The 20,572-nt window shown below is 74.1% G+C and carries 16 protein-coding genes and 2 pseudogenes; 4 read left to right on the top strand and 14 right to left on the bottom strand.

Going from position 1 to position 20,572, the window contains the following annotated elements:
• The 9 genes and pseudogenes from ACFP3V_RS27550 to ACFP3V_RS27510 all read right to left on the bottom strand — a co-directional run.
• Positions 1–343: pseudogene (locus tag ACFP3V_RS27550) on the bottom strand (alpha/beta hydrolase); the annotation flags it as partial.
• A 6-nt stretch (positions 344–349) separates the two neighbouring features.
• Positions 350–1,492: an alanine racemase gene (gene alr / locus ACFP3V_RS27545; protein ID WP_380588977.1), complete on the bottom strand. Its 1,143-nt coding sequence runs from the start codon at positions 1,490–1,492 to the stop codon at positions 350–352.
• 70 nt (positions 1,493–1,562) lie between these two features.
• Positions 1,563–1,934: pseudogene (locus ACFP3V_RS27540) on the bottom strand (L,D-transpeptidase); the annotation flags it as partial.
• Positions 1,935–2,156: 222 nt separating this feature from the next.
• Positions 2,157–3,791: an NAD(P)H-hydrate dehydratase gene (locus tag ACFP3V_RS27535; protein ID WP_380588974.1), complete on the bottom strand. Its 1,635-nt coding sequence runs from the start codon at positions 3,789–3,791 to the stop codon at positions 2,157–2,159.
• A 16-nt stretch (positions 3,792–3,807) separates the two neighbouring features.
• Positions 3,808–4,176, bottom strand: coding sequence for a holo-ACP synthase (locus ACFP3V_RS27530; protein WP_380588971.1), 369 nt, complete (start codon positions 4,174–4,176; stop codon positions 3,808–3,810).
• Between the two features lie 109 nt (positions 4,177–4,285).
• Entirely contained in the window at positions 4,286–6,154 is a 1,869-nt protein-coding gene (glmS, locus tag ACFP3V_RS27525; RefSeq protein WP_380588969.1) for a glutamine--fructose-6-phosphate transaminase (isomerizing), read from the bottom strand.
• Positions 6,155–6,236: 82 nt separating this feature from the next.
• Positions 6,237–6,644: a RidA family protein gene (locus ACFP3V_RS27520; RefSeq protein ID WP_380588966.1), complete on the bottom strand. Its 408-nt coding sequence runs from the start codon at positions 6,642–6,644 to the stop codon at positions 6,237–6,239.
• Between the two features lies 1 nt (position 6,645).
• The gene (locus ACFP3V_RS27515) at positions 6,646–7,410 is read right to left on the bottom strand and encodes an IclR family transcriptional regulator (RefSeq protein WP_380588963.1); all 765 of its coding nucleotides are present in this window, start codon (positions 7,408–7,410) and stop codon (positions 6,646–6,648) included.
• A complete protein-coding gene (locus ACFP3V_RS27510) occupies positions 7,407–8,438 on the bottom strand; it encodes a sugar kinase (protein ID WP_380588960.1) in 1,032 nt (343 codons plus the stop codon). The genes ACFP3V_RS27515 and ACFP3V_RS27510 overlap by 4 nt, the downstream gene beginning before the upstream one ends.
• 114 nt (positions 8,439–8,552) lie before the next feature.
• Here ACFP3V_RS27510 and ACFP3V_RS27505 point away from each other — a divergent pair, with 114 nt between their 5' ends.
• The 3 genes from ACFP3V_RS27505 (at position 8,553) to ACFP3V_RS27495 (ending at position 14,886) form a co-directional block, all read left to right on the top strand.
• Positions 8,553–10,154 carry an N-acyl-D-amino-acid deacylase family protein gene (locus tag ACFP3V_RS27505; RefSeq protein WP_380589004.1) on the top strand — a complete coding sequence of 534 codons (1,602 nt, stop codon included), beginning with the start codon at positions 8,553–8,555 and terminating at the stop codon, positions 10,152–10,154.
• The gene (locus ACFP3V_RS27500; protein ID WP_380588957.1) at positions 10,151–10,825 is read left to right on the top strand and encodes a bifunctional 4-hydroxy-2-oxoglutarate aldolase/2-dehydro-3-deoxy-phosphogluconate aldolase; all 675 of its coding nucleotides are present in this window, start codon (positions 10,151–10,153) and stop codon (positions 10,823–10,825) included. Before ACFP3V_RS27505 ends, ACFP3V_RS27500 begins: the two co-directional genes overlap by 4 nt.
• A gap of 956 nt (positions 10,826–11,781) precedes the next feature.
• A complete protein-coding gene (locus tag ACFP3V_RS27495; protein ID WP_380588954.1) occupies positions 11,782–14,886 on the top strand; it encodes an ATP-binding protein in 3,105 nt (1,034 codons plus the stop codon).
• A 147-nt stretch (positions 14,887–15,033) separates the two neighbouring features.
• Here ACFP3V_RS27495 and ACFP3V_RS27490 read toward each other — a convergent pair whose 3' ends face one another.
• Together ACFP3V_RS27490 and ACFP3V_RS27485 are read right to left on the bottom strand one after the other, a co-directional pair.
• Positions 15,034–15,795: an ABC transporter permease gene (locus ACFP3V_RS27490; protein WP_380588951.1), complete on the bottom strand. Its 762-nt coding sequence runs from the start codon at positions 15,793–15,795 to the stop codon at positions 15,034–15,036.
• Between the two features lies 1 nt (position 15,796).
• Positions 15,797–16,762: an ATP-binding cassette domain-containing protein gene (locus ACFP3V_RS27485; RefSeq protein ID WP_380588948.1), complete on the bottom strand. Its 966-nt coding sequence runs from the start codon at positions 16,760–16,762 to the stop codon at positions 15,797–15,799.
• A gap of 118 nt (positions 16,763–16,880) precedes the next feature.
• Between ACFP3V_RS27485 and coaA the strand changes: the two genes are divergently transcribed.
• Positions 16,881–17,861, top strand: coding sequence for a type I pantothenate kinase (coaA, locus tag ACFP3V_RS27480; protein ID WP_380588945.1), 981 nt, complete (start codon positions 16,881–16,883; stop codon positions 17,859–17,861).
• Between the two features lie 151 nt (positions 17,862–18,012).
• Here the strand turns inward: coaA and glmM are convergent, their stop codons facing one another.
• The 3 genes from glmM to rplM form a co-directional block, all read right to left on the bottom strand.
• Positions 18,013–19,374: a phosphoglucosamine mutase gene (gene glmM, locus ACFP3V_RS27475; RefSeq protein WP_380588942.1), complete on the bottom strand. Its 1,362-nt coding sequence runs from the start codon at positions 19,372–19,374 to the stop codon at positions 18,013–18,015.
• Positions 19,375–19,485: 111 nt separating this feature from the next.
• A complete protein-coding gene (rpsI, locus tag ACFP3V_RS27470) occupies positions 19,486–19,977 on the bottom strand; it encodes a 30S ribosomal protein S9 (RefSeq protein WP_380588939.1) in 492 nt (163 codons plus the stop codon).
• A gap of 44 nt (positions 19,978–20,021) precedes the next feature.
• Complete coding sequence (gene rplM, locus ACFP3V_RS27465; protein ID WP_380588936.1) at positions 20,022–20,465, bottom strand: 50S ribosomal protein L13; 444 nt, start codon at positions 20,463–20,465, stop codon at positions 20,022–20,024.
• Positions 20,466–20,572: the final 107 nt, after the last annotated feature.

Raw genomic sequence — 20,572 nt, 5'->3', positions numbered from 1 at the left:
CGGCGAGCTCCGGGGCCGGGCGCGGCGGTGCGGGCGGACGGCCGTCGGGCCAGGCGGTGCCGTCGAGTTCGGCGTGGAGGACCGTGCCGTCCGGCGCGGACACCGGCCAGGCGGGGCCGTGCAGGGTGCCGTAGGGGCTGGCCGCGTCGACCTCGCGCTCCGCGCGGCGGCGCATGTCGCGGTTGACCGTCATCCGCTCGATGGCCACGCCCGCGGCCGCCCCGGCCGCCACGACGCCGAGCGAGAGTCCCACCAGGCCCGCGCGGCGCCAGCGGCCTGACGCCACGTCACCGATCACCGAGCCGGCGGCAGCGCGCACCTCGTCCACGACGTCCGACGCCATCGGGTCCTACGCCTCCACGTAGCGGCGCGGGACCCGGCCGCCGATGCGGGTGACGATCTCGTAGGAGATGGTGCCGCAGGCCCGCGCCCAGTCCTCGGCCGTGGGCTCGCCCTGGTCGCCGGGGCCGAACAGGATGGCCGCCTCGCCCACCTCGGCCGCGTCCCCGCCCAGGTCCAGCACGAACTGGTCCATGGCCACCCGGCCGGCGATGGTCCGCCACTTGCCGCCCAGCAGCACCGGTCCGGTGCTGCTGGCATGGCGCGGGATGCCGTCCGCGTAGCCCAGCGGCACCAGCGCGAGCGTGGTGCGGCCCGGAGTGACGTACGTGTGGCCGTAACTGACGCCGTGTCCGGCGGGCACGGTCTTCACGGAGGCGACCGGGGCCTGCAACGTCATCACCGGACGCAGGCCGAAGTCGGCCGGGGTGCCCAGCTCCGGGGACGGTGAGAGGCCGTACTGCGCGATCCCGGCCCGGACCAGGTCGAAGTGCGCCTCCGGAAGGGTCAGCGTGGCCGGGGAGTTGGCCATGTGCCGCACCTCGGGCTGGACGCCCGCGGCTTCGGCGACCCGCAGCGCCTCGTGGAAGGCGTCCAGCTGGGCCTGGATGGAGGGGTGCCCCGGCTCGTCGGCGCAGGCGAAGTGGGACCAGAGGCCGGTCACCCGGATCAGCCCCTCCCGCTCCAACCTCCGGGCGGCGGAGACGAGTTCGGGCCAGTCGTGGGGCTGTGCGCCGTTCCGGCCGAGGCCGGTGTCGGCCTTGAGCTGCACCCGAGCCGGCCGGCCGGCCGCCCGCACCGCCTCGGCGACACGGCCGAGTGCCCAGACGCCGGAGACGGTGATGTCCACGTCGGCGGCCACGCACTCCGCCCAGGGCGCGGCGGGCGTCCACAGCCAGCACAGGATGCGCGCCTGCTCGGGCGCGATCCCGCCCGCGCGCAGCGCCAGCGCCTCCTCCGGCTTGGCGACGCCGAGCCAGCGGGTGCCCGCGGCCAGCGCCGCCCGGGCGACGGGGAGCGCGCCGTGGCCGTAGGCGTCGGCCTTGACCACGGACATCACCTCGGCCGAGCCGACGCGGGCCCGGAGGCTGCGCAGGTTCTGCTGCAGGGCGCCCAGGTCGACGACGGCTTCGGCTCGCATCACGTTGTTCATCGCCCACCAGTCTCCCAGACCCGTGGCACGGCCCCGCCGGGGGCGCGGCGCGACCGTGCCACGGTCTCCGTCAGGTGCCCGGCTTGCGGCCGAAGATCTTGACGGTGTCGCCCTTGCGCAGGATGTTCCACACCTTGGCCGCGTCCTTGTCGGTCATGTTGACGCAGCCGTGCGAGCCGGGCGGGGTGGACAGCGGGATGCTGACGCCGTGGATGGCCTCGCCGCCCGAGAAGAATTGGGTGTACGTCATGTTGACGTGGTAGAGCGTGGACCAGTGGTTCCGTTCGCGCAGGTAGATGTGCCAGGTACCGGTCCGGGTGACGTATCCCTTGCGGCCGGTGCGCACGGTCACCGGTCCGAACACGATCTTCTTGTTGACCTGGATCCACAGCTTCTGGTGGGTCAGGTCCACACAGGCCACGCGGCCGATGTTCGTCGGGCAGGCGGGCTTGGACGCCGCCTCCGCCGTCCCCGCGGCGCCCACGGTGCCGATGCCCAGCATCGCGGTGGTGGCCAGGGCCAGCGCACCCGCCCGGGTCTTGGTGAACGTCAACTCGTCCGCCTTCCTCAACAGGGGACTCGGCCTCGACGGGCAGAGGCGTCTGCCCTCACCAGGGTTGACTCTGCAGGCCGGGATTAGGTTGCAGGCGTTTCCGAGCTGTGATCAGCGGGCCCCGCGCAGCGCGACCGCCCGCCAGACCTCGGGCAGCCGGGCCGCGACCTCCGTGGCGGTCACCGGGGCGTCGCCCCGGCCGGCCAGGCCGTGCAGGTAGGCGGCGACGGTCCCGGCGTCCAGCGGGTCGAGCCCGGCGGCGAGCAGGGAGCCGGCCAGGCCGGAGAGGACGTCCCCACTCCCGGCCGTCGCCAGCCAGGAGGTACCGGTCGGGTTGATCCGGACCGGGACGGACGGGTCGGGGGAGGCGATGACGGTGGTGGAGCCCTTGAGCAGCACGGCGCAGCCGTAGCGCCGGGCCAGCAGCCGCGCGAACGGCAGCCGGGCGGCCTCGACCTGATCCCGCGTCACTCCCGTGCCCACACCCGCGAGCAGCGCCACCGCCTCGCCCGCGTGCGGGGTGAGCAGCGCGCGGGCGGGCGCGGTCCCGCGCCGCGCGAGCAGGCGCAGGCCGTCGGCGTCGACCAGGACCGGGACGTCCGCGGCGAGCACCTCGTCCAGGGTCTGCTCCGCGAGCGGACCGTCGGCGAGGCCGGGGCCGACGACCCAGGCCTGCACCCGTCCGGCGTCCTTGGGCCCGCCCTCGGTGACCAGCGTCTCCGGCCGGGCCCGGACCACGTCCCGGGCGGCGCTGCCCGCGTAGCGGACGGCGCCCGCGCCGCCGTGCAGCGCGGCGCTGACGGCGAGCACGGCGGCCCCGGGGTAGCGGCCGGACCCGGCCGCGATGCCGACGACGCCACGGCGGTACTTGTCGCTCTCGGGCGTGGGCCGGGGCAGCAGGGCGGCGATGTCGTGGTGCTGGAACGCGACGGCGGCGGGGGTGCCGAGTTCGGCGGGCGCCAGCCCGATGTCGACGAACCGGACCACGCCCGCGTGGGCCGCGCCGGGGTCCACGAGCAGGCCGGGCTTGTGCGTGCCGAAGGTGACGGTGACGTCGGCGCGGACGGCCTCACCGTGGACCTCGCCGGTGTCGGCGTCCACGCCGGAGGGGAGGTCCACGGCCACGATCAGCGCGCCCGAGTCCTCGGCGGCCCGGCCCGCCCGGGCGGCGTCCGGCCGCAGGACGCCGCGGCCGCCGATACCGGTGATGCCGTCCAGGACCAGATCGGCGCGGGCGAACGGCTGCTGATGCTCCGTCACCACCCGTCCGCCTGCGGCGAGCAGGGCCTCCAGCCCGGCGCGGTGCGCCCGCTCGGGCGCGAGCAGCAGCGCCCGGACCCGCGCCCCCCGCCGTGCCAGCCGCGCCCCCGCGAACAGCGCGTCCCCTCCGTTGTCCCCGCTCCCGACCAGAAGCACCACCCTGCTCCCGTACACGCCCCCGCCTCGTCGACGCCCCCGACCGGCCCCCGCACGGCGGGCCGAGCCGAAGGCGGCCTGCGAGGACGGATCGGCCCCGCAGCCGGGGACCGGGGCGGAGTCCGGCCCCCCGGCCGACGCGGCGCCCGCCGTGCCGGAAGCCGTGCCCCCAGCGCCTGGGCCGCGGGCCGCCGGGCCGCCGCGGAGCAGGTCGGCGCAGGTGCTGGCGAGGGCGGCGGCGGCGCGTTGCATGAGTTCGCCGTCCGGAAGGCGGGACATCAGGGCGGCTTCCGCGGCCCGGACGTTGTCCACAGGGTGTGCAGAACGCATGGCGGGGGACTCCTCCTCAGCCCTCGGCGATCACCACGGCCGACGCTACGCCCGCGTCGTGGCTGAGCGAGAGGTGCCACGAGCGGACGCCCAACTCCTCGGCCCGCGCGGCCACGGTCCCGCGGACCTCCAGGACGGGCTGACCGGACGGCTGCGTGTGCACCACCGCGTCCGTCCACAGCAGTCCGGGCGGCGCGCCCAGCGCCTTCGCCAGGGCCTCCTTCGCGGCGAACCGGGCCGCCAGCGAGGCGACGCCGCGCCGCTCGCCCGAGGGCAGGTGCAGCTCGGGCTCGGTGAACAGGCGCTCGGCCATCCCCGGCGTACGCCGCAGCGCCGCGTCGAAGCGGGAGATCTCCGCGACGTCGATACCGACTCCGATGATCACGAGCACCAGTCCCCTCAGACAGCCGGAAGCCCCGGCGCGGACTGCGAACTGCGCGCCGGGGCTTCCATCCTGACGGATCGTGAGCCGAAAGGGCCGGACGGCCCCGCTCTCACTCCACCGTCACGGACTTGGCCAGGTTGCGGGGCTGGTCCACCTCGTGGCCCTTGGCCGTGGCCAGCTCGCAGGCGAAGACCTGCAGCGGCACCGTGGCCACCAGGGGCTGCAGCAGCGTCGGCGTGGCCGGGATGCGGACCAGGTGGTCGGCGTAGGGCACCACCGCCTCGTCGCCCTCCTCCGCGATGACCAGGGTCTTCGCGCCACGGGCGCGGATCTCCTGGATGTTGGAGACGATCTTGTCGTGCAGCACCGAGCGCCCGCGCGGCGAGGGGACCACCACGACGACCGGCAGGCCCTCCTCGATCAGGGCGATCGGGCCGTGCTTGAGCTCGCCGGCGGCGAAGCCCTCGGCGTGCATGTAGGCGAGCTCCTTGAGCTTGAGCGCACCCTCCAGCGCCACCGGGTAGCCCACGTGGCGGCCGAGGAACAGCACGGCCGGGGCGTCGGCGAGGGAGCGGGCCAGCTCGCGGACCGGCTCCATGGTCTCCAGCACCTGCTCGACCTGCTTCGGGGCGTCGGCCAGCTGCCGGATCACCTCGAAGATCTCGTCGCCCCACTTGGTACCGCGCACCTGGCCCAGGTAGAGCGCGACCAGGTAGCAGGCGACCAGCTGGGTCAGGAACGCCTTGGTGGAGGCGACCGCCACCTCCGGGCCGGCGTGCGTGTAGAGCACGGCGTCGGACTCGCGCGGGATGGTCGAGCCGTTGGTGTTGCAGATGGCCAGCACCTTCGCGCCCTGCTCGCGGGCGTGGCGCAGGGCCATCAGGGTGTCCATGGTCTCGCCGGACTGCGAGATGGCGATGACCAGGGTCTGCTGGTCCATGATCGGGTCGCGGTAGCGGAACTCGCTGGCGACCTCGACCTCGCAGGGGATGCGGGCCCAGTGCTCGATGGCGTACTTGGCGATCAGGCCCGCGTGGAAGGCGGTGCCGCAGGCCACGATGACGACCTTGTCGACCTCGCGCAGCACGCTGTCGTCGATGCGCAGCTCGTCCAGGGTCAGCCGGCCCTCGGCGTCGATCCGGCCGAGGAGGGTGTCGGCGACGGCCTTGGGCTGCTCGGCGATCTCCTTGAGCATGAAGTAGTCGTAGCCGCCCTTCTCGGCGGCCGAGGCGTCCCAGTCCACGTGGTACTCGCGGACCTCGCCCGGCTCGCCGTGGAAGTCGGTGACCGCGACGCCCTCGCGGCTCAGCTCCACGACCTGGTCCTGGCCCAGTTCGACGGCCTCGCGGGTGTGCTCGATGAACGCGGCCACGTCGGAGGCGAGGAAGTACTCGCCCTCGCCGACGCCGACGACCAGCGGCGAGTTGCGGCGGGCGCCGACGACGACGCCGGGGGCGTCGGCGTGGGTGGCCACCAGGGTGAACGCGCCCTCCAGCTGCCGGCAGACGCCGCGCATGGCCTCGGCCAGGTCCACCTCGGTCCCGGCCGCCTGCTGCGCCTCGACGGCCTCGGCGAGCAGGTGGGCGACGGTCTCGGTGTCCGTCTCGGAGCTGAACTGCCGCCCGCGCTCCGCCAGCTCGGCGCGGAGCCGGGCGAAGTTCTCGATGATGCCGTTGTGCACCACGGCCACGCGCCCGGCGGCACCCGTGTGGGGGTGGGCGTTGGCGTCGGTGGGACCGCCGTGGGTGGCCCAGCGGGTGTGGCCGATGCCGACGGTGCCCTCCGCCAGCGGGTGCTCGGCCAGTTCCTTCTCCAGGTTGGCGAGCTTGCCCGCCTTCTTCGCGAGGTCCAGGTCCCCCGCGGGGGTCTGCACCGCGACGCCCGCCGAGTCGTAGCCCCGGTACTCCAGTCGCCTCAGGCCGGCCAGCACGACGTCGAGCGCCTGCTGGGTGCCTACATAACCAACGATTCCGCACATGAGGCAGAAGCCTAAATGCCTTCCGTTCACCTGTTCGCCACGAGGGCGTCCGGGGTGGGGCCGTTCGGCCCAGCGCGGCGGGTCAGCCGACGACGGCCTGCGCGTCGATCTCCACCAGCATCGGCTCCTGCGGCAGCTCGACGAAGACGGTGGTGCGGCAGGGCCGGACCCCGCCCTCGGGGATGTTCTCGGCGATGAACTCGGCGTAGGCCTCGTTCATCGCCGCGAAGTGCTCACGGGTCGTCAGATACACCCGGAACATTACGACATCGTCCACGCTCGCGCCGCCGGCCTCCAGGATCGCCTTGACGTTCGCCAGCGTCCTCCGGGTCTGCGCCGCGACGTCGCCGGGGTGGAGGTACTCGCCCGTCGCCGGGTCCTGCGGGCCCTGGCCGGAGACCTGGAGGATCGGCCCCTTCCGGACGCCCTGAGAGAACAGCCAGGCGGGGGCGGGCGCCCCGGTGGTCCGGACCTCGGTCTTGTCGCTCATCTCACAGTCCTTCACGGGTGGCGGGTGGGACGTACCCGGCGTCCGCGGACACGGCCCGGGCGGTGGCCAGCAGCTGCGGCAGCAGCTCCAGCACCTGGTCGTACGGCAGGACGACGTCGGGGACGGAGACCGACACCGCCGCGGCGACCCTGCCGGAGGCGTCGCGCACCGGGGCGGCGACGCAGTTGATGAAGGACTCGTGCTCGGCGCGGTCCTCGGCCCAGCCCTGCTCCGCCACCCGCTCCAGCTCCGCCAGCAGCGCCTGAGGGTCCGTCAGGGTGCGCTCGGTGGAGCGGACGTAGTCGATGCCCCGCGCGATCCGCCGCCGCTCGGCGAGCGGCAGACCGGCCAGCAGCACCTTGGCGACGGCGGTGTTGTGCAGGCCGGCGCGCAGCCCGATCCGCGAGTACATCCGCACTGGGTGCCGCGAGTCGTACTTGTCGATGTAGACGACCTCGCCGGCCTCCAGGGCGGCCAGGTGCACCGTCTGCCCGGTGGCCGCGTTCAGCTCGGCCAGGTGGGGCGCTGCGATGCGCCGGATCGGCCGCTGCTCCAGGGCCAGGGAGGCGAGGGCGAACAGACCCGCGCCCAGGTGGTAGCGGAAGGCGGAGTCGCGGTGCACGAAGCGGTCCTGCTCCAGGCTCTGCAGCAGCCGCAGCGCGGTGGTCTTGTGGACGCCCAGCGCCTCCGCGAGCTGGTCCAGGGTGCGCTCGCCCTCGCCGAGTTCGGCCAGCAGCCGCAGCGCGCGGGACACCGTCTGGCTCATACGCACTCCCCGGCGGGCTCGGGCGCGCGGACGACGTGCGCCGCCCACTGCGCCTCGGTGGCGGCGAGCAGCGCCTCGGCGCTTGCGGCGTCCGGGGCGCGGCCCTGGTCGCCGGGCGAGGTCAGCGCGCAGGCGGCGGCCAGGTGACCGAGGCGCAGCCGGCCGCGCTGGTCGAGGCCGTGCAGCAGCCCGGCCAGGTAGCCGCCGGCGAAGGCGTCGCCGGCCCCGGTGGGCTCCACCACCTCGACGCGGAGGGCGGGTTGGACGGTGACCGTGCCGTCCCGGTCCAGCGCGGTCGCGACGTGGGCGTCCTGCTTGACGACGAGGGAGCGCGGCCGGGGCAGCAGCGCCCGCAGCTCCCCAGGGTCCCCGGTGCCCAGGGCGGCCTCGGCCTCGTCGGCCCCGAGGAGCACGACGTCGGCGGCGTCCAGCAGGTTCCGGAGCAGGGCCGGATCCCGGTCGCGCCACAGCGCGGGCCGCCAGTTCAGGTCGAAACTGACGGTGCGTCCGTTCCGGGGCAGCGCGAGCAGGGCGCGGACCAGGGCGAGGCAGCTGTCCGACAGGGCCGGGGTGATCCCGCTCAGATGGAGCAGCCGGGCGGCGCCGATCAGCCGGGCGGCGGCCGGGTCGGCCAGCAGCTCGGGCGAGAGGGCGGAGGCGGCGGAACCGGCGCGGTAGTAGTGCAGGCGGCTGCGCCCGGCGCCGAGGTCGTGCGGGTGGGCGCTGCCGCCGGTCTCCTTGACGTACAGGCCGGTGGGCCGGTGCGGGTCCACCGCGACGGCGGAGACGTCCACCCCGCGCGCCGCCAGTTCGCCGGTCAGCCGCCGCCCGAAGCCGTCGGCGCCGACCCGGCTGATCCAGGCGCTGGGCACGCCCAGCCCGGCCAGCACGCAGGCGGTGTTGGACTCGGCTCCGCCGACCGCGCTGCGGAACCCGCCCACCGCGTCCAGCGGGCCGGGCTGCTCGGGCAGCAGCACCGCCATGGACTCGCCCAGGCAGACCGCCTGCGGCAGCGCCGCGTCCACCATGCCCGCCCCCTCGTTCGACGCCGTTGACCTGCTGTCCGGCGCGATGCTAGAACTCTGCGCGCATTCCTCGCAATGCACGTTGCACATACTGCAATCATGATCTTGGAGGCGGCGATGGCGGACCTGGTGTTCCGGGGCGCTACCGTCGTCGACGGCACCGGCGCGCCCCAGTACCGCGCGGACGTCACCGTCACCGACGGGCTGGTCTCCGGGATCGGCCGCGGACTCTCCGCGGCTCGCGCCGTCGAGGCCGACGGGCTGGTCCTGGCCCCCGGCTTCGTCGACCTGCACGCGCACTCCGACCTGGCACTGCTCCAGGACCCCAGCCAGCCCGCCAAGGTCACCCAGGGCGTCACCTGCGAAGTGCTCGGCCAGGACGGGCTCTCCTACGCCCCCGTCGACGACACCACGCTGCCCGCGCTGCGCCGCCAACTCGCCGGCTGGAACGGCGATCCGGCGGACCTCGACTGGAACTGGCGCGGCGTCGGCGAGTACCTCGACCGCCTCGACTCCGGCGGCCTCGGCGTGCACGCCTGTTACCTGGTCCCGCACGGCAGCCTGCGCGCCCTGGTCCTGGGCTGGGAGCAACGGCCGCCCACCGGACGGGAGCTGACGCGCATGCAGGAACTCCTGGCAACCGGCCTGCGCGAGGGCGCGGTCGGCATGTCCAGCGGGCTCAGCTACACGCCCGGCATGTACGCCGGCACCGGCGAACTGGTCGAACTCTGCCGGGTGGTGGCCGGCTTCGGCGGTTTCCACGCGCCGCACCAGCGCTCCTACGGCGCCGGGGCGCTGGAGGGCTACGCCGAGATGCTGGAGATCGCCCGCCGCTCCGGCTGCCCGGTCCACCTCACCCACGCCACCATGAACTTCGACGTCAACGCCGGGCGGGCCGGGGACCTCCTCGCACTGGTGGACGCCGCCCTGGACGAGGGCCTGGACGTCACCCTGGACAGCTACCCCTACCTGCCCGGATCGACCACCCTGGCCGCGCTGCTGCCCAGTTGGGCCACCGAGGGCGGCCCGGACGCCACCCTGCACCGGCTGGCCGACCCGGACGCCCGGGAGCGCATCCGCACGGCGATGGACCGGACCGGCAGCGACGGCTGCCACGGCGTCACCGCCGACTGGACCACGGTGCAGATCTCCGGCGTCCGCGCCCCGGAGCTGGCGCCCTGCGTCGGCCGGACGGTCGCCGAGCTGGCGGCGGAGCGGGGCGGGAGCGGCACCGACGCCTTCCTCGACCTGCTGGTCCGCGACCGGCTGGGGACGACGATCCTGCAGCACGTCGGACACGAGGAGAACGTGCGCGCGATCATGCGGCACCGCGCCCACTGCGCCGGCAGCGACGGCCTGCTCACCGGCGCCCGTCCGCACCCCCGGGCCTGGGGCACCTTCCCGCGCTACCTCGGCCACTACGTCCGGGAGTTGGGCGTACTGACGCTGGAGCAGGCCGTCGCCCGGATGACCGGCCGCCCAGCCCGACGCCTCGGCCTGGACCGCCGCGGGGTTGTCCGCCCCGGCCACCACGCGGACCTGGTGCTCTTCGACCCCGAGACGGTCCGGGACGCCGCGACCTTCGAGGAGCCGAGGCGACCCGCCGTCGGCATCCACACCGTCCTGCTCGGCGGCGTCCCCGTCCTGCGCGACGGGCGCCCCACGGGCGCCCTGCCCGGCCGCACCCTGCGCCGCAACGAGAGAGGGACCACCGTATGACTCCCCCACTGATCCGGCAGCTCACCGCCGACCCGGTGATCGCGGTGGTCCGCGCCCCCGCGATAGCCGACGCGGCCGAGCTGTGCGCGGCGTTGGCCGAAGGCGGCATCGGCTGCACGGAACTCACCTTCACCACACCGGACGTGACGGCCCATCTGGCGCGGGCGGCGGACGCCGGCCACCGGGTCGGGGCGGGCACGGTCCTGACGGCGGACCAGGCCCACGCGGCGGTCGACGCGGGGGCGTCGTTCCTGGTCACCCCCGGCCTGCGAGCGGAGGTCGCGGAGGTCGCCCACCGCCGGGGCGTGCCCGTCGTCATGGGCGCGCTCACCCCGACAGAGGTGGCCCAGGCCGTGGACCTGGGCGCGGCAGCCGTCAAGATCTTCCCCGCCCGCGCCTTCGGCCCCGCCTACCTCAAGGACCTCCACGGCCCCTTCCCCGGCGTCCCCCTCGTCGCCTCCGGCGGCGTCAACGCCGCCAACGCGGCGGCTTTCCTCTCCTCCGGCGCGATCGCCGTCTGCGCCGGCAGCGACGTCGTGCCCCCACTGTCCGTCTCCACCTCCGCCTGGCCCGACCTCACCACCCGCGCCCGAGCCTTCGTGCACGCCCTACGCCCCGCCTCCGAGGGACGCCAGCCCGCCCCCGCCCCCTCCGCCGAGGGCCCGCGTTAGCCCTCCGGCCCCAGGCCCAGGCTCGGCCCCACCTGGCCAAAGGCGTGTGGACCCGGGCAAGCCCTCCCGCGAGCGCGGGCTCGGCCCCACCCGGCCAAAGGCCGTGGGGCGCCCCAACCCGCCGGGCCGCAGGCCCGAGCTCGGGCCTTCAGGCCAGAGGCCCGGCCTCGGACACGCCTTGGCCGAAGGCGGAGGCGCCGCCCCGCCCGCCCGAAGGCCCGCGCTCGGCCCCACCCGGCCAGAGGCGTGGACCCGGGCAAGCCGTGCCGCGAGCGCGGGGGCGGCCCCACCCGGCCAAAGGCCGTGGGGCGGCCCCGCCCCCCGAAGGCGGAGGCGCCGCCNGCGAGCGCGGGGGCGGCCCCACCCGGCCAAAGGCCGTGGGGCGGCCCCGCCCCCCGAAGGCGGAGGCGCCGCCCCCGCCGGGCCGCAGGCCCGAGCTCGGGCCTTCAGGCCAGAGGCCCGGCCTCGGACACGCCTTGGCCGAAGGCCGTGGGCGGCCACGCCCACCGAAGGCCCGGTCCTCCGGCCGGAGGCCGTGGGGCGGTCACGCCCAGCCGCAGGCCCGGGCGTTCCGCCCGGAGGCCGGCCTCCGCGGCAGACCGTAGGACGCCCAACACTCCGCCGAAGGCGGGAGGTCGGGCACGCCCCCAAACTCGGGCCTTCCGGCCCAAGGCCCGGGTACCCCCCGCCGGACACCATAGGGCGGCCAAACCCCGCCAAAGGCCCGTGCGTTCCGGCCAGAGGCCCGGCCTCGGCCGGAGGCCATAGCGCGGCCACACCCCGCCGGAGGCTGGGGCGGACCTGCCCGGCCGATGGCTCAGGCGTGCACCGCCCGGGGGTCCGGGCCCCGGCCGGTGCGGGCGCGAGGCGGGCGCCGGGCGTCCTGGCTCAGACTGGGGGCTGGGGCTGGGATTCTCCGCGCCCCCCGGGGGGCGCGACTTCGGCAGAATGCACCTGTGCGCATTGAACTGCTGGGGCCCCTGACGGTCCGTGACGCCGGGGGGCGGGAGACCCAGCTCCCCGGGGCCCGTCTGCGCACGCTGCTCACCGCGCTGGCGCTCGCCGCGCCGCACCCCGTCTCCGCCACGGCGCTCATCGACGTGATCTGGCCGGACTCCGCTCCCGCGAACCCGGCCAACGCCCTCCAGGCCCTCAGTTCCCGGCTGCGCACCGTCCTCGGACGGGAGTCCGTCGAACTCACCCCCGCCGGCTACCGCCTGGCCCTCTCCCCCGACGAGATCGACGTCCACTTCTTCCGCTCCGCGGCCACCTCGGGCGATCCCGCCTCCGCCCTCGCGGCCTGGCACGGCGACACCCCCGACCTCCCCGCCTTCCCCGACGAGGCGGCCCGCCTCCTCTCGCTGCGCCGCGACGCCGCCGAGGACCTGCTCGAAGCCCAACTCGCCTCCGGCGAGGACCCGGAGACGCTCCTCCCCGACCTCGCCGCCCGCACCGCGGCCGAGCCGCTGCGCGACCGGCCCCGGGCGCTGCTGATCCGGGCCCTGCACCGGGCCGGACGCACCGCCGAGGCCCTCGCCGCGTTCGACGAGGCCCGCACCCTGCTCGCCGAGGAGCTCGGCGCCGACCCGTCCCCGCTTCTGCGCGAAGCGCACCAGCAGGCGCTCACCACCGCACCGCCCGCCCGGGACGTGCGCAACAACCTGCCCGCCTCGCTCACCAGCTTCCTCGGCCGGGAGCGGGATCTCGCCACCCTCCGTGCCACGCTGGACAGTTCACGGCTCGTCACGCTCACCGGCCCCGGCGGAACCGGCAAGACCCGGCTCGCCGTCGAGGCCGCCCGGGGCGTGCCGGGCGCGGTCCGTCTGGTCGAGCTCGCGCCCGTCAGCAACCCGGCCGAGGTGCCCAGCACCGTCCTGGCCGCCCTGCACCTGCGCGAGTCGGTCGTGCCGACGACGGCCCGCGCCCACCACGTGGCCGAGACCACCGACAGGATCATCGACGCCCTGGGCACCCGCGACCTGCTGCTGCTCCTCGACAACTGCGAGCATGTCATCGGCGCCGCCGCCGACCTGGCCGGCCGGCTGCTGGCGTCCTGCCCGGGGCTGCGCATCCTGGCCACCAGCCGCGAGCCGCTGGCCATCACCGGCGAGCAGCTGTACCCGGTCGATCCCCTCGGACTGCCGTCCGACGAGCGCCGGTTGACGCCGGAGCAGGCGCTCGCGTACCCGGCCATCCGCCTCTTCGCGGACCGCGCCGCCGCCGTCAGGCCGGGCTGGACGCCCGGCGAGGAGGACCTGCCCGCCGTCCTAACCATCTGCAGGGCTCTCGACGGCCAGCCCCTCGCCATCGAACTGGCCGCCGCCCGCACCCGCACCCTCGAACCGGCCGCCATCGCCGAACGGCTGGCCCAGCGCTTCTCCCTGCTCACCGGCGGCAGCCGCACCGCCCTGCCCCGGCACCGCACCCTGCGCGCCGTCATCGACTGGAGCTGGGAGCTGCTCGACGTGGACGAACGCGCCCTGCTGGCACGGCTGTCCGTTTTCTCGGGGGGCGCGACGCTGGAGGCCGTCGAGGGCGTCGTACCCGGCCCGGACACCCTGGACCTGCTGGCCTCGCTGGTCGACAAGTCGCTGGTGGTCCTGGGCCCCGACGGCCGCTACCGGCTGCTGGAGACCATCCGCGTCTACGCCGCCGAGAAACTGACGCCCGATCAGGCGTCCGCCACCCGGGCCGCCCACGCCGCCTGGTACCTCGCGCTCGCCGAGGAGGGCGAGCCCCGGCTCTACCGGCACGGCCAGATCGAGTGGCTCGCCCGGTTCCTGGCCGAGCACGACAACCTCATCGCCGCGCTGCGGACCGCCGTGGAGTCCGGGGACGCCGAGACCGCCGTCCGCCTCGTCGCCGCGCTGGGCTGGTACCTGTGGCGGCGCGGCGAACGCGGCGAGAACCTCCCGCTGGTCCGCCGCGCCCTCGACCTGCCCGCCGACGACGTCCCGGTCCTGCCGCGCGCGGTGGCCTACGCCATCACCGCCCTGTACTCCCTGGACAGCAGTTGGCAGTTGGAGGACTCGTTCCAGCTGATCTACCGCGCCCGCGAGCTGCGGGGCCACCTCGACGATCCGGACGCGCACCCCCTGCTGCCCACGCTGGACATCGCCGTGGCCCTGTTCGAGCAGCGGGACTGGGAGATCTACGACGCGGCCCGGGCGCTGCAGGACAAGCCCGACCCCTGGCTCCGGGCCACCGCGTTGATGTTCATGGGCTACGCGCTGCAGAACGACGGTCGCGCGGAGGAGTCCGAGGAGTACATGCGGCGCGGGCTGGAGGCGTTCCGCGTCGCCGGCGACCTGTGGGGCCAGGCCTTCTGCTGCTCCGGCCTGGCCGAGTACGCCCAGTGGCGCGGCGACCTGGACGAGGCCGTCCGGCTCTGGGAGCTGGCCATCTCCTACGAGCAGGAGATGGGCCTGAGCGCCGACTCCGAGGACTACCGCGCCCGCCTGGTCGGCGTCCGCCACGCCCGGGCGGGGCTGACCGAGGACAGCGTCAGGGAGCTTGAGGACTCCGCCAAGGAGGCCATGGCGGACGGCAGTTGGTCCCGGGTCATCGCCACCCACAGCGCCCTGGCCGACGCCTACCGTCGCACCGGCCGCCCGGAGCAAGCGATCCGTCTGGTCGAGCAGGGCCTGGAGGTGGTCCGGCGGCGGTCGCAGGCGATCCCCCAGGTGCGGGCGCTGCTGCTGTCCGCCCTGGGCATGGCGGAGGCCGCCTGCGGGCGGCTCGACGAGGCCGAGACCCACCACCGCGCCGCGGTGCAGGCTGCGGTGGACGCCTTCGACGGGCCGGTGACCGCGTCCGCCGTCCAGGCGTACGCCGACCTGGCCCTGCGCCGGGGCGATCCCCGCAGGGCAGCGGAGCTGCTGGGGGCCGCCCATCTGTTCCGCGGCCTGCCGGACCTGTCCTCGCCGGACCGCGCCGCGATCGAAGCGGCGGCCCGCGAGGCACTGGGCGACGCCCCCTTCGACGAGGCCTACACGTCCGGCCGCTCCGCGGATCGCACCCCCTTGCTCCGAAGCCTGGGCGCCACTCCCCTCCACCGGTGAGTGGCACCTCCCATAAGGGCCGGAGGCCCCCAGGGGCGCGGGGAGCTGCGCGACCAGCCCACCACCCACGGAGGTTCGTCCCATCAACGGGTCGGACCTCCCCGAGTGGTCGGTTGCAGTTCCCCGCGCCCCTGAGGTCAGTACAACTCACCGCCGCTGATATGCCCTGAGGGCCAGGGGGAAGAAGACAACCGCCAGCGCCGCGGCCCACAGCAGCGTGTGGGTCACCGGGGCCGCCACCGCCCCGCCGTTCAGGAGGGCCCGCATCGCGTCCACCAGCGCCGTCACCGGGTTGACCTTCACCCACGCCTGCAGCCAGCCGGGCATGCTGCTCACCGACACGAACGCACTGGACGAGAACGTCAGCGGGAACATCACCACGAAGGCCATCATCTGCACCTTCTCGGGGCTGGACGCCACCATCCCGATCAGCACGTTCATCCAGGACAGCGCCAGCGCGAAGACGATCATCAGGGCCAGCGCGCCGAGCACCCCGAACACGCTGTCCGGCCGGAAGCCCAGGACCATGCCCAGGCACAGCATCAGCACCAGCGACCAGACCTGCTTCACCAGATCCGCCAGCACCCGCCCGGCCAGCGGCGCGGAGCGCGCGATCGGCAGCGACTTGAGGCGGTCGAAGACCCCCTTCTGCAGATCGGAGTTGAGGCCCACCGCCGTGTTCAGCGTCGCGAAGATCCCGTTCTGCACGATGATCCCGGCCAGCGCGTACTGGAGGTACGCGTGCGTCGAGCCGGACATCTGGCCGCCGAACACGTACGTGAACAGCAGCAGGAACATGATGGGCTGGATGGAGAGATCCATCAGCTCCATCGGGTTGTGCTTGATCTGGACCAGGTTCCGCCACGCCAGCGTGGCCGTGTTCTGCAGTCCGCCCACCAGAGTCGTCATCTCAGACCCCCGCCTTCTCCGTCTCGGCGGGCTCCGCCGCCTGCTGACGACCTGTCAGCATCAGGAACACCTCGTCCAGGCTGGCGCCGCGCACCGCCAGCTCGCCCACGGGCACGCCCGCGTCCTCCAGCCGCCGGACCACCGCGCCCAGCAGCGCCTCGTCCCGGACCGGGACGCCGACCAGCCCGCCGTCGACACTCGCGGCGTCGCCGGCCAGCTCGGACACCAGCGCGTGCACCAGGTCCAGCTGCTCCGGCCGTGCCGGGCGGACCTCCAGCGTCCGGCCGCCGACCCGCGCCTTCAGCTGGTCCGGCGTGCCACCGGCGATCACCCGGCCGTGGTCGACCACCGCGATCTCGTCGGCGAGCTGGTCGGCCTCCTCCAGGTACTGCGTGGTCAGCAGCACGGTGACGCCGTCGGCGACCAGGTTGCGCACGATGTCCCACAACTCGCCGCGGCTGCGCGGGTCCAGGCCCGTCGTCGGCTCGTCGAGGAACAGCACCTGCGGCCTGCCCACCAGCGAGGCGGCCAGGTCCAGCCGGCGGCGCATGCCGCCGGAGTAGGTGCCGGCGGCCCTGCCCCCGGCGTCGGTCAGCGAGAAGCGCTCCAGCAGCTCGGCCGCCCGCGCCTTGGCCGCCCGCCGGGGCAGGCCCAGCAACCGGCCGATCATCAGCAGGTTCTCACTGCCCGTCAGCATCTCGTCCACCGAGGCGTACTGACCGGTCAGCCCGATCCGGGCGCGCACCGCACCCGCCTCGCGGACGACGTCCCGGCCGCCGACCAGCGCCCGTCCGGCGTCCGGCCGCAGCAGCGTGGCCAGCACCCGCACGGCCGTGGTCTTGCCCGCCCCGTTCGGCCCCAGCACGCCCAGCACCGTCCCGGTGCGGGCGACCAGGTCCACCCCGTCCAGCGCCCGGGTACTCCCGAACGCCTTGACCAGGCCCTCTGCCTGGATCGCGTAGTCCATCGCGGACCCCCGTTCTGTTCGAATCCGTTGTCGGGAGCCAGGCTGCCGGGGGTCGCTGACATGACGCTGAGACGAATGTCTCGCCGCTGACATGAGGCTGACATCGGACAATAGGACGGTGCCCACCACCCTCGAAGCCGGACGCCGCACCGACGCGTCGCCCTTTGTCGACCTCGACCGCGCCGAGTGGAGCGCCCTGCACGAGCGCACGCCGCTGCCGCTCACGGCAGAGGAGCTGGAGCGCCTGCGCGGCCTCGGCGACGTCATCGACCTGCAGGAGGTCCAGGACGTCTACCTGCCGCTGTCGCGCCTGCTGAACCTCTACTTCACCGCCACGGCCAAGCTGCGCGGCGCGCTCAACGACTTCCTGGACAACCGCGAGCACAGCGCGACCCAGTCGGGCACGCCCTTCGTCATCGGGGTGGCCGGCAGCGTGGCCGTCGGCAAGTCCACGACGGCCCGCCTGCTGCGCGAGATGCTCGCCCGCTGGCCCGACCACCCCCGGGTGGAGCTGGTCACCACCGACGGCTTCCTGCTCCCCAACGCGGAACTGCGCCGACGCGGGCTGATGGCCCGCAAGGGTTTCCCCGAGTCCTACGACCGAAGGGCGCTGACGCGCTTCGTCGCTGACGTGAAGTCAGGAAAGGACCAGGTCACCGCGCCGGTCTACTCGCACCTCGTCTACGACATCGTCCCGGACGAGCGGCTGGAGGTGCGCCGCCCGGACATCCTGATCGTCGAGGGCCTGAACGTCCTCCAGCCGGCCCTCCCCGGACAGGACGGCCGCACGCGGGTGGCGGTCGCGGACTTCTTCGACTTCTCCATCTACGTGGACGCCCGCCCGGACGACATCGAGCAGTGGTACCTGCAGCGGTTCCGCAAGCTGCGGGAGACGGCCTTCCAGAACCCGTCCTCGTACTTCCGCCGCTACGCGGAGGTCCCCGAGGAGGAGGCGCTGGACTACGCCCGCCACCTGTGGCGCACGATCAACCGCCCGAACCTCGTCGAGAACGTCGCCCCCACCCGCGGCCGCGCGGACCTCATCCTCCGGAAGGGCCCCGACCACAAGGTCCAGCGCGTCCGCCTGCGGAAGCTCTGAAGGGGCGCGAGGATCACCCTTCGGGCGGGAGGTGCCCCCACCGCGACCGGCCCACCACCCGGGGAGGTCCGTCCCCGATCAACGGGGCGAACCCCCGTGGGTGGTGGGCCGGTCGCGCAGTTCCTCGCGCCCCTGAGGGGGTGCCACTACTTCAGCTGCCGAGCCTGACCCTGACGACCTCGGCCAGTCGCTCCGCGACTGCCTGGGCCTGGGCGAGGTCCGCGGCTTCCACCATCACGCGGACGAGGGGCTCCGTTCCCGACGGGCGCAGCAGGACCCGGCCCGTCTCCCCCAGCTCCGCCTCCGCCGCGGCCACCGCGGCGAGCAGGTCCGGGTCCGTCGCCGCCCGCGCCTTGTCGACGCCCTTCACGTTCACCAGCACCTGCGGCAGCCGGGTCATCACCGACGCCAGGTCGGCCAGGCTCTTGCCGGTGGCGGCGACCCGCGCCGCCAGCATCAGGCCGGTCAGCGTGCCGTCGCCGGTCGTGGCGTGGTCGAGAAGGATCACGTGGCCGGACTGCTCGCCGCCCAGGTTGAAGCCGTGCTCCTTCATGGACTCCAGCACGTACCGGTCCCCGACCGCGGTCTGGACCAGCTGGATGCCCTCGGCCTCCATGGCCAGCTTGAAGCCGAGGTTGGACATCACGGTGCCGACGACCGTGTCCTTGGCCAGCGTCCCGGCCTCGCGCATGCCCAGCGCCAGGATGGCCAGGATCTGGTCGCCGTCGACCTCGTTGCCCTCGTGGTCCACGGCCAGGCAGCGGTCCGCGTCGCCGTCGTGCGCGATGCCGAGGTCCGCACCGTGCGCGACGACCGCGGCCCGCAGCTGCTCCAGGTGTGTGGACCCGATCCCGTCGTTGATGTTCAGGCCGTCCGGCTGGTCGCCGATGGTGGCGACGACCACCGCGCCCGCCCGGCGGAACACCTCGGGCGAGACCTGCGCCGCGGCGCCGTGCGCGCCGTCGATGACGACCTTCAGACCGTCAAGTCCGTTGGGCAGCACGGAGAGCAGGTGGCTGAGGTACAGCTCCGCGCCCTCCGCGTGCTCGCGCACCCGGCCCACCGAGGCGCCCGTCGGGCGGTCCCAGTTGTGGACGCCGAAGCGCTCGTAGTGCTCCTCGATCGCGTCCTCGATGGCGTCGTCCAGTTTGACGCCGCCCTTGGCGAGGAACTTGATGCCGTTGTCGGGCATCGGGTTGTGCGAGGCCGAGAGCATGACGCCGAAGTCCGCGCCCAGCTCCGCCGTCAGGTAGGCCACCGCGGGGGTGGGCAGCACGCCGACCTTCAGGACGTCGACGCCGGCACTCGCGAGCCCGGCCACCACCGCGGCCTCCAGGAACTCGCCCGAGGCCCGCGGGTCCCGTCCGACCACGGCGACCGGCCGGTGGCCCTCGAAGGCCCCCAGGTCGCCTAGCACGTGCGCCGCGGCGACCGACAGGCCGAGCGCCAGCTCCGCCGTCAGCTCGCCGTTGGCCAGACCCCGTACGCCGTCCGTCCCGAACAGTCGTCCCACTGCTGCTTCCTCCCAGACTCAAAGGTGACACAACGACCACGCCCCGGGAGCACGAGTGCTCCCGGGGCGTGGCGAACCAGCTCCCCGTATGCAGGTGGAGCCGGGAGGCGCTTAGCGCTTGCTGTACTGCGGCGCCTTGCGGGCCTTCTTCAGACCGGCCTTCTTGCGCTCGACGGCGCGGGCGTCGCGGGTCAGGAAGCCGGCCTTCTTCAGGGCGGGGCGGTTGGCGTCGACGTCGGCCTCGTTCAGGGCGCGGGCGACACCCAGGCGCAGGGCGTAGGCCTGGCCGGAGATGCCACCGCCGTTGATACGGGCGATGACGTCGTAACGGCCCTCAAGCTCAAGGATCTTGAACGGGTCGTTGACGGTCTGCTGGTGCACCTTGTTGGGGAAGTACTCCTCCAGGGTGCGACCGTTGATCTTCCACTGGCCCGTGCCGGGGACGATGCGCACGCGGGCGATCGCCTCCTTGCGGCGGCCCAGGCCGGCGCCCGGGGTGGCCTCGCCGAAGCGGGACGCCAGGGACTCGGTGGTGTACTCGGTCTCCTCGACCTCGTAGGTCTCCTCGACCTCGAGGGGGAGCTCGGCAGTGGTCTCGGCCACGGTTCTCCTCAGTTCCTTCTTCTCAGATGGGGGCGCGGCCGGTATTACTGCGCGACCTGGGTGATCTCGAACGGCACCGGACGCTGGGCAGCGTGCGGGTGCTGGTCGCCCGAGTAGACCTTCAGCTTGGAGAGCATCTGACGGCCCAGGGTGTTCTTGGGCAGCATGCCCTTGATGGCCTTCTCGACGGCCTTCTCCGGGTTCTTCGCCAGGAGGTCGTCGTAGCGGACGGACCGCAGACCACCCGGGAAGCCGGAGTGGCGGTAGGCCAGCTTCTGGGTCTTCTTGTTGCCGGACAGGTGCACCTTGTCCGCGTTGATGATGATGACGAAGTCACCCATGTCAACGTGCGGCGCGTACACCGGCTTGTGCTTGCCCCGGAGAAGGGTGGCGGCCTGAGAGGCCAGACGGCCCAGGACGACGTCGGTCGCGTCGATGACGAGCCACTGACGCTGGACGTCGCCGGGCTTGGGGCTGTACGTACGCACGGTCGTAGCCTTCGCTTTTCAGTGAGTGTGTGCCTGACAGGGCCACCCGGGACGATCGGAAGCAGCCTTGGCAAGTCCCGGACGCAATCGGGTTCCTCACCGCCGCC

Origin of the sequence: Streptacidiphilus monticola (assembly GCF_042658505.1) — a bacterium.
Taxonomy (GTDB): Bacteria; Actinomycetota; Actinomycetes; order Streptomycetales; family Streptomycetaceae; genus Streptacidiphilus; species Streptacidiphilus monticola.
This window is presented reverse-complemented; position numbering and strand designations above follow the sequence as displayed.

Excerpts from the sequence above, each read along its gene's own strand:
- alr (WP_380588977.1), bottom strand. The coding sequence starts at position 1,492 with ATGAACAACGTGATGCGAGCCGAAGCCGTCGTCGACCTGGGCGCCCTG.
- ACFP3V_RS27535 (WP_380588974.1), bottom strand. The coding sequence starts at position 3,791 with ATGCGTTCTGCACACCCTGTGGACAACGTCCGGGCCGCGGAAGCCGCC.
- glmS (WP_380588969.1), bottom strand. The coding sequence starts at position 6,154 with ATGTGCGGAATCGTTGGTTATGTAGGCACCCAGCAGGCGCTCGACGTC.
- ACFP3V_RS27520 (WP_380588966.1), bottom strand. The coding sequence starts at position 6,644 with ATGAGCGACAAGACCGAGGTCCGGACCACCGGGGCGCCCGCCCCCGCC.
- ACFP3V_RS27515 (WP_380588963.1), bottom strand. The coding sequence starts at position 7,410 with ATGAGCCAGACGGTGTCCCGCGCGCTGCGGCTGCTGGCCGAACTCGGC.
- ACFP3V_RS27510 (WP_380588960.1), bottom strand. The coding sequence starts at position 8,438 with ATGGTGGACGCGGCGCTGCCGCAGGCGGTCTGCCTGGGCGAGTCCATG.
- ACFP3V_RS27505 (WP_380589004.1), top strand. The coding sequence starts at position 8,553 with ATGGCGGACCTGGTGTTCCGGGGCGCTACCGTCGTCGACGGCACCGGC.
- ACFP3V_RS27500 (WP_380588957.1), top strand. The coding sequence starts at position 10,151 with ATGACTCCCCCACTGATCCGGCAGCTCACCGCCGACCCGGTGATCGCG.
- ACFP3V_RS27490 (WP_380588951.1), bottom strand. The coding sequence starts at position 15,795 with ATGACGACTCTGGTGGGCGGACTGCAGAACACGGCCACGCTGGCGTGG.
- ACFP3V_RS27485 (WP_380588948.1), bottom strand. The coding sequence starts at position 16,762 with ATGGACTACGCGATCCAGGCAGAGGGCCTGGTCAAGGCGTTCGGGAGT.